This is a genomic window from Actinotalea endophytica (assembly GCF_025717005.1).
In the GTDB taxonomy this organism is placed as follows: Bacteria; Actinomycetota; Actinomycetes; order Actinomycetales; family Cellulomonadaceae; genus Actinotalea.
The window spans coordinates 361,984-373,600 of record NZ_JAOVZU010000002.1; the positions used below are offsets into that span (position 1 = coordinate 361,984).

Genomic DNA, 11,617 nt, shown 5'->3' on the forward strand with positions numbered 1-11,617 from the left:
GGTGTGTCATTCTCGTTACGCCGCCTCCCAGCGGTAGCCCAGCCCCCAGACCGTGACGAGGCGAACGGGGTGGCTGGGGTCGGCCTCGACCTTCCCGCGCAGCCGCCTCACGTGCACCGTCACGGTCGAGTCGTCGCCGAACTCCCAGCCCCACACGTCGCGCAGCAGGTCGCGCCGGGACCACACGCTCCCGGGGTGGGTCATCAGGAACCGCAGCAGGTCGAACTCGCGGCCGGTGAGCGCGAGCGGCCGCCCGGCCACCCGGACCTCGTGCCGCTCCAGGTCGACCTCGAGGTCACGGTCGCTGAGCACCTGCCCGTCGCGGGGCAGGCGGAGCACGGCCACGACCAGGTCCACCGGCTCTGCGGTGTCCCGCAGCCCGGCTCCGGCGTCCGCGACGGCTCGCACCGCGTGCCCGGCACCGACGAGGGTCGCGGCGACCCGCTCTCGCGTGGTCGTGTCGTGCCCGGCGACCAGGATCTGCGCCACCTCGTGCCTCCTCGCTGTGGTGCCCGCACGTCGACGGGCCGCACCACCTGTTCGTGGTGGTACGGCCCGTCGGATGGGTCCGACCTCGGCTGACCTCAGGTCAGCTCAGGTCGCGTCAGGTCGCAGCGATGCCCTCCATTCCGGTGGTCGTGAACGCGGGCAGCCCGGTGACGGTCTGGATCCGGGTGAGGGACCCGTCGTGCGCCACGGAGTAGACGCCGATCGTGCCGTCGACCGCCTCCTGCACGTACAGGAACCGGCCGTCCCGGGACGACGCGAGGTCGATCGGACCCGCACCCGTCGTGGCCGCGACCGGGGCCGTCAGCACCGCGGCGCCGTGGCGCGGCGCGACCCAGGCGGACAGCGATGCCGAGCCGGCGTTGGCCCCGTAGATCGTGCGGCCGACCTGGATGTTCCAGCACAGTGCTGCGCCGCCGCCGCTCGCCGACGAGCCGAGCAGTCGCAGGCTGTGGCCGCGGGTGACCGCGTACGTGCTCGTCGCGCCGGTACCGGCCTCGGTCACCTGCACGAGCCCGTGGGTGTCGACCACGAACGAGAACGGCACTGCGCCGGCCGACGCGGTCGTCGTCGGGCTCGCCGACGGGCGGCCGTGGCGGTCGACGCCGAAGGCGAGCAGCTCGTTGTGGCTCTTGGTGGTCACGATGAGCGTCCCGCCGTCCTTCGAGAAGCCCACCTGCGCGGGGGAGTCGATGAACACCGGAGGGTTGGTCCCGCCCAGGCCCAGGGACCGCGTCGAGTCCGCGATCGGCTCGAGTCGACCGTGCGCGAGGCGGAAGCCGGAGATGCTCCCGTCGCCGCCCGCGTTGAGCACGTAGACGAGGTCCCCGTGCACCGCGATGCTGGACGGGAAGCTTCCGCCCGACGCCACGGTCTGCGGGTCGCCGAGCGACGCGCCGTGCACCGGGAAGGCGGTGACCGTGTCGCTCCCGGCGTTGACCGCGAGCAGCACGTGGTTCCGCTGCGCGAGCACGAGGCCGCCCTGGGACGCGAGCGCGTCGAGCGGGGCGCCGACCTGCGTGCCGCCGAGGCCTCCGGTCGGGTACGTCGCGACGGGGGAGAGCGTGCCGTCGGCGGCGCGCGCGTAGGCCGCGATCTCGTTGCCGGCCTCCCCGTTGAGCTGGACGAACACGGCGCCGGGTGGGCGCGCCGAGGTCTCGTGGGCACTCGCCGAGAGCGCCGCGAGCGGGACCAGCAGTGCGCCGAGAGCGAGGCTCGCGACCCTGCGGAGCGAGCGGCGCGTGGTGGGTGATGTCATGTCGGGCCTCCCGAGGGCATGACGGATCGACCGGCGGGTCGATCGATGGGTCGATCGGTGGGTTGGAGCGATCCGGGCGCGGCGGCGTGGGCCGCCCGGCTCGGGATCGTGGGTCGTGGACCGGCGTCAGCTGGCCGCCCGTCCACTGCGGTGGAGCCGCGACGTCGGTCGGCTCCGTTCCTCCACTGTGCGCACCGGCTCGCGCGGGATCAAGATCGATGACCTTACGGAACTGTGACGCCGCTCCCTGCGGGTTCTCGATCTCCCCGATCTCGGCGACCGTTCGGGCCGCGCGCCGCCCGCGTCAGCCGTGCAGCTCGAGCGCCACCATCGGGAGGTCCGCGCCGCGCTCGACGGGGTGACCGAGGGTGTCCTCGAGCACCGGGCGGAGCTTCTCCCAGGTCGGGGCGTGATGGGTGCGGTAGTCGGCCAGCACGGCGTCGGCTTCCGTGTCGCTCAGGTGGCGTGCGGTGGCCGGGACCGCGCGGCGCGCGCCCACCCAGACCCGGGCCGACGGGTTGGCGCGCAGGTTGCGGTACCACTGGGCCTTCTCGCCGAAGCCGGACGCGATCACGTACGTGGCCGGGTCGGGCCGGGTGAGGACCTCGAGAACGACGTACCGCCGCGCGCCCGAGGTGCGTCCGATGTGCTCGACCATCAGCAGCCGCGACCCGAGCAGGAACCCGAGGCCTGCGCGGTACAGGCCGATCGGCGCCCGTACGAGCCGGCGGTTGCGCAGCACCCGCCCACCGATCCGTGCGGTCCTCGACGCGCTCGCGCTCATGTCCGTCCTCCCTGCGGCCCTGTCCCGCCGAGCCCGGCGGTGTAGACGGTCAGCACCTCCCGGCCCCAGCGGGCCATGCCCGGGGCGGAGAGCGGGTCGTACCCGAGAGCGCGGGCCAGGTGCGGTCGCAGCACGAGCACGGCCAGGTCGTTCGCGAGCAGGAACGCCGCGCGGGTCTCGGGATCGGGACCGGGGTCGGCGGTGCCTGCGGTGACCATCGAGGCGAGCGCCGCCCGGGCGACCTCGTAGAGCCGCGCGAAGAGTGCCGTCCCGGCTTCGCCGCTGCCGAGCAGCATCCGGCCCAGGTAGGCCGGCACCGCCGAGTCCGCCGGGACGTGCTGTGCCACCGCGACCGCCAGGCCGGTCGGCTCGGCCCGTGCGGTCGGCGTCGCGGCCGGTCCGGTGACCTCGCGGAGCATCCCCTCGAACGTCGTGACCGCATGCGCGTCGACGGCGTCGAGCAGGCCTTCCTTCGAGCCGTAGTGCTTGAGCACCAGCGCGGGGGAGACCTCTGCGGCGCGGGCGACATCGCGGATGCTGACCCCGTCCGGGCCGGCCTCAGCGAGCAGGCGCAGCGCCTCGTCGCGGATGCGGGCGCGGGCCGTCCGATCGTCGGGTGAACGCACGGTCACCAGAGTAAACGAATGTTCACCGGCGCGCGAGTCGGGGCTACGCCCCCACGTACGCCGCGAGGTGCTCGCCGGTCAGCCCGTGCTTCCCGGCGACCAGCTCGGCCGGCGTCCCCTCGAACACCACGCGCCCGCCGTCGTGCCCGGCGCCCGGCCCGAGGTCGACGATCCAGTCGGCGTGCGCCATCACGGCCTGGTGGTGCTCGATGACGATCACGGTCCGGCCGGCGTCGACCAGCCGGTCCAGCAGACCGAGCAGCTGCTCGACGTCGGCGAGGTGCAGGCCGTTGGTGGGCTCGTCGAGCACGAGCACCCCGCCCTTCTCGCCCATGTGCGTGGCGAGCTTCAGCCGCTGGCGCTCGCCGCCGGACAGCGTGGTGAGCGGCTGGCCGAGCGTGAGGTACCCGAGCCCGACGTCGGCGAGCCGCTCGAGGATCGTGCTGGCGGCGGCGACGCCCTGCTCGGTGAAGAACGGCAACGCCTCGTGCACCGGCATGGCGAGCACCTCGGTGATGTCCCGCCCGCCGAGGTGGTAGCCCAGCACGGACGAGTCGAACCGCTTGCCCTCGCACTCCTCGCAGGTCGAGCTCACGGTCGCCATGAAGCCGAGGTCGGTGAACACCACGCCCGCGCCGTTGCAGACCGGGCAGGCGCCCTCGGAGTTGGCGCTGAACAGCGCGGGCTTGACCCCGTTGGCCTTCGCGAACGCCTTGCGGATCGGGTCGAGCAGCCCGGTGTAGGTCGCCGGGTTGGACCGGCGCGAGCCGCGGATCGCGGTCTGGTCGATCGCGACCACGCCCTCGCGGCCGGCGACCGAGCCGTGCACCAGCGAGCTCTTGCCGGACCCGGCGACCCCGGTGACGACGACGAGCACCCCGAGCGGCACGTCGACGTCGACGTCGCGCAGGTTGTGCGTGCTCGCACCGCGCACCTCGAGCACGCCGGTCCGCTCGCGCACCCCGTCCTTGACCCGCGCACGGTCGTCGAGGTGCCGGCCGGTGAGGGTGCCGCTCGCCCGGAGCTCGTCGACCGTGCCCTGGAAGACGACCTCGCCGCCGGCCGTGCCGGCCCGGGGGCCGAGGTCGATCACATGGTCGGCGATCGCGATCGCCTCAGGCTTGTGCTCGACGACCAGCACGGTGTTGCCCTTGTCGCGCAGCTCGCGCAGCAGTGCGTTCATCCGCTGGATGTCGTGCGGGTGCATGCCGATGGTCGGCTCGTCGAAGACGTAGGTCACGTCGGTGAGCGAGGACCCCAGGTGCCGGATCATCTTGGTCCGCTGCGCCTCGCCGCCGGACAGCGTGCCGGACGGGCGGTCGAGCGAGAGGTAGCCGAGCCCGATCGTGACGAACGAGTCGAGCAGCGCGCCGAGGCTGCGCAGCAGGGGGGCCATGCTCGGCTCGGCGAGCCCCCGCACCCACTCGGCGAGGTCGCTGATCTGCATGGCGCACGCGTCCGCGATGGAGATCCCGTTCACCTTCGAGGACCGCGCCGGTGCGGCCAGCCGTGTCCCGTCGCACTCGGGACAGGTCTGGAAGGTCACCGCGCGTTCGACGAACGCCCGGATGTGCGGCTGCATGGTGTCGACGTCCTTGGAGAGCATCGACTTCTGGATCTTGGGGACCAGTCCCTCGTAGGTGAGGTTGATGTTCTCCAGCTTGACCTTGCGCGGTGCGCCGTAGAGGAACTCCTGGCGCTGCTTCGCCGTGAAGTCGGCCACGGGCACGTCGGTCGGCACCACGGCGCCGAACACCCGCACGTACCAGCCGTCCGGGGTGTAGCCCGGGACCGTGATCGCACCGTCGGCGAGCGACTTCGCCTCGTCGACGAGCTGGCCCAGGTCGATGTCGGACACCGAGCCCATGCCCTCGCACCGCGGGCACATGCCGCCGAGCACCGAGTACTCGCGCTTCTCCGCCTGGGTCTTCTCGCCGCGTTGCACCTTGATGGCGCCGACGCCGGTCACCGACGGCACGTTGAACGAGAACGCCTGCGGGGACCCGATGTGCGGCTGCCCGAGCCGGCTGAACAGGATCCGCAGCAGCGCGTTCGCGTCGGTGACGGTGCCGACGGTCGAGCGGACGTTCGCGCCCATCCGCTCCTGGTCGACCAGGATCGCCGTGGTCAGGCCGTCGAGGACGTCCACGTCGGGCCGGGTGAGCGTGGGCATGAAGCCCTGCACGAACGCGCTGTAGGTCTCGTTGATCATCCGCTGGGACTCGGCCGCGATGGTGTCGAACACCAGCGAGCTCTTGCCGGACCCGGACACGCCGGTGAAGACGGTCAGCCGGCGCTTGGGGATGTCGACGCTGACGTCCTTGAGGTTGTTCTCGCGTGCGCCCTCGACCCGGATCAGGTCGTGCGCGTCTGCCGGGTGCTTGTCGTCGGTGGTCATCGATCTCTCTCGGTCGGGTCCTGGCTCGTCGGTCGGGGCGTGGTCGGCGGCGTCAGGCGCGCAGTGCGTAGGTGAGCACGGCGTTGCCGAGCGACGTGATCCGGCTGTCCACGAGTCGCAGCCGGGTCAGGGGCGTGGTCTCGTCGAACAGCCGCCGGCCCGCACCGGTGACCACCGGGTGCACGGTGAGCGTCAGCGCGTCGACGACCCCGGCGAGGAACAGCGAGCGGACGGTCTCCACACCGCCGACGACCGAGATCGTGCCCCCGTCACCGGCCTTGAGGGCGCGGACGTGCTCGACCGGGTCGCCCTGGACCAGCGTGCTGTTCCACGGCAGGTCGCCGGAGAGCGTGCTGCTGATGACGTGCTTGCGCACCGGGTTGATGAACGCCCCGAACGGGTCCTCGGCTCCGGGCCAGTACTCCGACCACTCCTGCCAGAGCTTGCGGCCGATCACCACCTCGGTCACCTGGGAGATGGTCGCGCCCATCAGCGCACCCTCCTCCTGGCCGAAGGCGTCGAACTGGAAGAGGTTGGGACTCTCGCTGACGCCGTTCAACGAGGAGAACAGGTGCGCGATCACGGTCCTGGTCATCGAGGCCCTCTCTGTCGGTGCTCCTTCGGTGCCTGTTACGCCGGCGCCGACGATGCGTCACGGGCGCCGGCGGCCGGTCACTGCTGCTGGATCCGGATCATGTTGCCCGCGGGGTCGCGCACGGCGCAGTCGCGCAGGCCGTAGTCCTGGTCGATCGGCTCCTGGACCACCTCGGCACCGGCTGCCTCGAGTGCGGCGAACGTCGTGTCGAGGTCGGGTGCCGAGAGGTTGACGCCGAAGTAGCTGCCCTTGGCGATCATCTCGAGCAGCGCGGTGCGCTCCTCGTCGGTGAGCCCCGGCGTGGCGGCCGGCGGGTGGAGCACGATCGCGGTGTCCTGCCCGGGCGGGCCCACGGTGATCCAGCGGTAGACACCCTGGCCGACGTCGAGTCGGACCTCGAAGCCCAGCACGTCGCGGTAGAACGCGAGCGACGCCTCCGGGTCGGTGTGCGGGAGGAAGCTCGAGTGGATGGTGAGGTTCATGCCGGTCACGCTAGGTGGACCTCCAGCGCCGGGGCTTCTCGATTCCTGACGGGTCGGGTGACCTGCTTGACGACGCAGGACGGCAGCCCGGCGGCCCGGTCCGTGGCCCGGGCCTTGTAGACGCTCGGCGGCATGCCGACCAGCTCGGCGAACCGGGTGCTGAACGTGCCGAGCGACTGGCAGCCGACCTCGAAGCACACCTCGGTCACGCTCAGGTCGCCCCGCCGCAGGAGGGTCATGGCGCGCTCGATCCGCCGGGTCATCAGGTAGCTGTAGGGCGACTCGCCGTAGGCCGCCTTGAACTGCCGGCTGAGGTGCCCGGCGGACATGTGCACACCGCGGGCGAGGGCCTCGACGTCGAGCGGCTGCGCGTAGTCCCGGTCGATCCGGTCGCGCACGCGCCGGAGCTGCGCGAGGTCGCGCAGGCGCTGCGTCTCCGCCGGGGTGCCCACATCCGGGATCGTGTCACGCCGGACCCACATTGCCCAGGGCCCGCCCGGCGCTAACGCCGTCACGCCGCGAGCTCCTCCAGATCCGGCGGCGAGTTCACCACGCCGGACGTCCCGCGCCTGCGAAAGACGTACCTGATCGGCTCACCGATCAGCGGCGGTGGCCCGATCTCGCCGCCCGGATCCGACGGTGGCTGCGTCGGTCGCTCCAGCCGGCCGATGGTGAGGTCGTTCCGGTGGACCGCGTGATGGTGGTGTGAGCAGAGCAGGACTCCGTTCGCGACGTCGGTCGCTCCGTCGTCGCGGTCCCACCACCGGATGTGGTGGACCTCGCAGAACGCCGCCGGGACGTCGCAGCCGTTCCAGGCGCACCCGCGATCCCGCACGATGACCGCCCGCCTTTGGGCACCGGTGAACACGCGGCGGGTGCGACCGACGTCGAGTGGCAGCCCGTCGGCGGACACCACGACCCTGCCGATCTCGCAGTCGCACAACATGCGTGCGAGCTGAGACATCGCGAGCGGCGTCCCGTCCTCGAGCGCCGCGGGCTCAACGGGCCGCAACGGCGCGTCGGCCGACTCGCGCCCGGCCCCGCGCCCGGACGCGTCCTCGCTCCCGCGCACGTGTCCCTCCTGCTGCTCCGACCGGCGAAGCTCGACGCGGCGAAGCTCGGCGAAGGTCTCCGCGGGCACCAGAACCGACACCGAGGGTCGGTTGGCGACCCCGGTGACCTGCGCGTCGGCAACGTCCTGCTCGGCGCCGGGCGACCCGCCGTCGGTCCCGTCGTCCCGCCTCTGGCGCACGCCCGCCATGCCGGACAACGCACGTTCGGCGAGTGCGACAAGGGCGTCTGCGTCGGCCTGCGTCTTGTCGCGATCCTCGCCGGGCGCCTGCCGCACGGACGCGAGTGCGACCCGCAGCACCTCGCCCGAGAGTCGGTCGAGACGCCCGCGCACGAAGGTGCCGTCCGGCTGGTGCGACAGGACCAGGTAGCGCTCGCGCCGCTGCGCCTCGACGCCACGCTCGAGACAGCTCGGGTCGGCCGTGGCGAGCAGACGGGCGGCGGAGGTCGAGAACTCGCGGACGGTGAGCCGCCGGGCCATGCCGACCAACCGGTCGGCGACGTCGGGACGGTGGAGTACCTGACTGGCCTGGCCGCCCGCGGTGGCCGCGATCCTGGCGAGGGCGTCTACGTGGGGGAGCGGCACCTGGCCCCGGGAGACCGCCTCGGCCATCGCAGGCAGCGCGACGAGCGTCTCGGCCCGCCGGACGTCCCTGCGCGCGTCACCGAGCCCCGTGCGTGTCGTACGTGCGCGCGCCGCGGTGAAGTCGCGGTCCCCGGGCCGCAGCGAGGTCTCGGCACGCTGCTCGGCGACGAGGAGTCCGGAACGCACCGTCGCCAGGACGCCGGTGAGACGGTCCAGGGCCCGCAGGGCGCGGGCGCGCTCGGCGCCGGACCAGGCGCCCGCGTCCCGACGTGGATCGCAGAGCGCGCCGGCCGCCGCCAGCAGCGCGTCGAGGCGGGCGAGCGTGCCGCTCGCGGCGGTGTCGTCAACGGCCGCGACGCCCCCTGTCTCGAACATGTGTTCGATCCTACCGTTTGGCCTCGAGATGATCAAGCCTCTGACCTGCGGCTTCGTCCACAGTCGCCCTCCGGGCCGCTCCGTCCACACCTTCCCGCGAGCGCAGTCTCGAGCGCACTCTCGAACGCCCGCAGGCGCCCGACCGGGTGAAGTCCTCCCATGAATCATGGACATCGCCGCGATCTCCGATTACGATGGAACCGCCAGCGTCGGCTGGCACCTGCGCCGGCCCTCCTGGCATCTCCCCGAAGAAGCGACCCTTGGAGGGCTCATGCCCGCGCGTGCCCGTCTGTTCGGACGAAGCACCGACTTCGACACCCTGTGGGGTGTCTCCACCCAGCTGCCCGTCGCCACCATCAACGGTGCCGGCTGGGCCACCGCGGCTACCGACCGTGCGCAGCGACGTGTTCTCGTCGCCGCCGGTGAGGCGCTCGCGACCCTTCGCTCCCTCAAGGTCGCCGGCACGGCGCACCTGTGGACGCTGCCTGTCGAGCGCACCGCTCCGGAGCCCACGATCATCGACACCGCCCTCGACATCCGCGTCGAGCTGGCCGGCGACCTGGTCCTGCACGTCATGCCGCACCGCGCCGGGGGCACCGCCGCGGTGTTCTTCGACGCGACCCCCCAGCGCTGCTGGGTGATCGAGCTCGACGACCTCGCCGCGGCCGCGACGACCCTGCTCACGATGACCGCCGAGCGTGTCGGCAGCGCGGCCTGGGCCGCCGAGCACGGCGTGCCCGCCACGTCGGCCCGCCTGGTGCCGACCGCGGACGGCCAGTGGCGCCTCGGTCTGGCGACCGACGCCGGCTTCGTCATGTCGGAGCCGAACGGGACCCTGGTCGACGAGGGCCGCCCCGTCGCGCTGACCAGCGCGTCGACTCCCTCGCAGGACGACCTGGCCCAGGTCGCGACGGATCTCACCTGGGACGCTGCGTCCCTGCTCGTCGCGGCCTGAGGTCACCTCGGCCGGGGTTCGCCTCTCCTCGGCCAGAGGGCGTGCTGGTGCTCTGACCGACGCGTCGGAGCACCAGCACCTCTGCTCCGCCCAGACGGAGCCGGTGGCGTCGCTCACCGACTCCGCGGCGTAGCCGTGTCGTCTGCGACGGCACCGCGCAGCGCGTTGGCGCGGAGACGATCGGACAGGGCGAGGACCTCGTCGCGCAGGGCGTCCGGGGTGATCACGTCGAAGTCCCAGCCGAGCCCGGCCAGCATGCGGGCCATGCCGTCGAGGCGGTCGGCGCGCGTCTCGAGGAGCACGCCGTCCGCGTGCTCGCTGAGCCGCCCCGCGCTCGCCGGCAGTCGCTCGCCCGCATCTGCAAGGGTGGTCCGCAGCACGACGCAGACCTCGTGCGACCACCTGACCGCCGCGATGCCCGACACGACCTGCGTCCTGGCGTCGAAGTCGGCGGGCGCGACGTAGGAGCCGTCGCCCTGCTCGACCGAGGCGATGCGGTCCAGGCGGAACGTCCGCACGCCGTCACGGCCGTGGTCGTGCCCGGTGACGTACCACCGGCCCGAGTGGAAGACCAGGCCGTAGACGTCGAGCGTGCGCTGCGACGTCCGCCCGTCCCAGGCGGTGTACGCGACCACGACGGTGTGCCCCTGCTGCGCGGCCGAGGCGAGTCCGAGCAGCGTGTCGGCGCCGGCGGGAGCGCTGGCGCGCACCGCGCTCGTGAACTGTGCGGTCGACAGCAGGCTGTCGAGTCGCCGGCCCAACGCTCGAGGCAGCACCCGCGACACCTTGGCCAGCGCGCTCGCCGTCGCCGCCGGGTCGGTGGTGGCGAGCCCCGCGCGCTCCGCGACCTTGAGGCCGAGGGCGACGGCGACGGCCTCGTCGTCGGTGAGCATCAGCGGGGGAAGCTTGTAGCCCGGTGCGAGCCGGTATCCGCCGTACCTGCCGCGCTGCGCCTGGACGGGGATGCCGAGATCGGCGAGGTGCTCGGCATAGCGCCGGACCGTGCGCTCGTCGACCCCGAGACGAACGGCGAGCTCGCGGACAGTGTGCTGCCCGCCCGTCTGGAGCAGCTCCAGCATGGCCAGGACGCGAGCGGTCGGGCGAGTCATGGCCCTCCTCGGCGCTGCTTGCGGAAGACCTCGAGACCGGTCGTGAATACCGGGCGGAACCTGTCCACAATTCACTCTAGCGTCGTCGCCATGAACACTGCTACCTACGTCCTCGTCCCCGGTTTCTGGCTCGGCGCCTGGGTCTGGCGCCCCGTCGCAGACATGCTGAGAGCGCGCGGCCACGTCGTGCACGCCGTCGACCTGTCCGGCATGGGCGAGCGCGCCCATCTCGCCTCGCCCGAGACCGACCTCACGACCCACGTCGACGACGTCGTGCACCTGCTCGAGCAGCAGGACCTGCACGACGTGGTGCTCGTCGGCCACAGCTACGGCGCCCTCGTGACCACCGGTGCAGCGGACCGCGTGCCCGGGCGCATCGCGAGACTGGTCTACATCGACTCGGGGCCCCTGCCGGACGGCATGGCACAGGCCGACTTCGAGGGACCCGACGCGCGCGCGGCCAACGACGACCTCGTGATGACGCACGGCCAGGGCTGGCAGCTGCCGCCGCCGCCCTGGTCCGCCCTCGCCGCCGAGGTGTCCGAGGTCGACGGCACCGCCGTCGCCGCACTCGTCGAAGGCTCGCGACCCCAGCCCTGGCGCACCGCCACCCAACCGGTCGCGCTCACCGGCGCCTGGGAGCGGCTGCCACGCACGGGCGTGCTGTGCAGCTTCGGCCTCGAGCAGCTGCAGCAGATGGCACCGCACGCACCGGCGTTCACGCACCTGGTCGACGGCGACTGGACCTACGTCGAGCTTCCGACCTGGCACTGGCCGATGGTGAGCAGACCGGCTCAGCTCGCCGAGGTGCTCGAGTCGGTCGGCCGGTAGGCGGGCGCCCTCACTCATCGCCCTGCCGCGACGGGTTCGT

General features: G+C 72.7%; 12 protein-coding genes. 2 read left to right on the plus strand and 10 right to left on the minus strand.

All coding sequences use genetic code 11. The annotated features are described in order from the left end of the window. Positions 1-15 precede the first annotated feature (15 nt). The 9 genes from OEB99_RS19755 to OEB99_RS04905 all read right to left on the minus strand — a co-directional run bounded on the left by OEB99_RS19755 (position 16) and on the right by OEB99_RS04905 (position 8,682). Positions 16-489 (minus strand): response regulator transcription factor, encoded by a 474-nt coding sequence (locus OEB99_RS19755; RefSeq protein WP_411910657.1) that lies wholly within the window; start codon positions 487-489, stop codon positions 16-18. A gap of 115 nt (positions 490-604) precedes the next feature. Continuing rightward, complete coding sequence (locus tag OEB99_RS04870) at positions 605-1,765, minus strand: lactonase family protein (protein WP_263508681.1); 1,161 nt, start codon at positions 1,763-1,765, stop codon at positions 605-607. A 304-nt stretch (positions 1,766-2,069) separates the two neighbouring features. Continuing rightward, entirely contained in the window at positions 2,070-2,549 is a 480-nt protein-coding gene (locus OEB99_RS04875; RefSeq protein WP_263508683.1) for a nitroreductase family deazaflavin-dependent oxidoreductase, read from the minus strand. Next, entirely contained in the window at positions 2,546-3,175 is a 630-nt protein-coding gene (locus OEB99_RS04880; protein ID WP_263508684.1) for a TetR/AcrR family transcriptional regulator, read from the minus strand. Before OEB99_RS04880 ends, OEB99_RS04875 begins: the two co-directional genes overlap by 4 nt. A gap of 43 nt (positions 3,176-3,218) precedes the next feature. Beyond that, positions 3,219-5,573, minus strand: a complete 2,355-nt coding sequence (locus OEB99_RS04885) for an ATP-binding cassette domain-containing protein (protein WP_263508686.1) — start codon at positions 5,571-5,573, stop codon at positions 3,219-3,221. 52 nt (positions 5,574-5,625) lie between these two features. Continuing rightward, positions 5,626-6,168: a dihydrofolate reductase family protein gene (locus OEB99_RS04890; RefSeq protein WP_263508687.1), complete on the minus strand. Its 543-nt coding sequence runs from the start codon at positions 6,166-6,168 to the stop codon at positions 5,626-5,628. A gap of 77 nt (positions 6,169-6,245) precedes the next feature. Next, positions 6,246-6,650, minus strand: a complete 405-nt coding sequence (locus OEB99_RS04895; RefSeq protein WP_263508689.1) for a VOC family protein — start codon at positions 6,648-6,650, stop codon at positions 6,246-6,248. Between the two features lie 5 nt (positions 6,651-6,655). Beyond that, positions 6,656-7,132 (minus strand): helix-turn-helix transcriptional regulator, encoded by a 477-nt coding sequence (locus OEB99_RS04900; protein WP_411910663.1) that lies wholly within the window; start codon positions 7,130-7,132, stop codon positions 6,656-6,658. Positions 7,133-7,161: 29 nt separating this feature from the next. Next, the gene (locus OEB99_RS04905; RefSeq protein ID WP_263508691.1) at positions 7,162-8,682 is read right to left on the minus strand and encodes an HNH endonuclease signature motif containing protein; all 1,521 of its coding nucleotides are present in this window, start codon (positions 8,680-8,682) and stop codon (positions 7,162-7,164) included. 271 nt (positions 8,683-8,953) lie between these two features. Between OEB99_RS04905 and OEB99_RS04910 the strand changes: the two genes are divergently transcribed. Next, positions 8,954-9,637: a hypothetical protein gene (locus OEB99_RS04910; RefSeq protein WP_263508692.1), complete on the plus strand. Its 684-nt coding sequence runs from the start codon at positions 8,954-8,956 to the stop codon at positions 9,635-9,637. Positions 9,638-9,750: 113 nt separating this feature from the next. Here the strand turns inward: OEB99_RS04910 and OEB99_RS04915 are convergent, their stop codons facing one another. Next, positions 9,751-10,746, minus strand: a complete 996-nt coding sequence (locus OEB99_RS04915) for a helix-turn-helix transcriptional regulator (protein ID WP_263508694.1) — start codon at positions 10,744-10,746, stop codon at positions 9,751-9,753. A 90-nt stretch (positions 10,747-10,836) separates the two neighbouring features. Between OEB99_RS04915 and OEB99_RS04920 the strand changes: the two genes are divergently transcribed. Next, a complete protein-coding gene (locus OEB99_RS04920; RefSeq protein WP_263508696.1) occupies positions 10,837-11,577 on the plus strand; it encodes an alpha/beta fold hydrolase in 741 nt (246 codons plus the stop codon). Positions 11,578-11,617 lie beyond the last annotated feature (40 nt).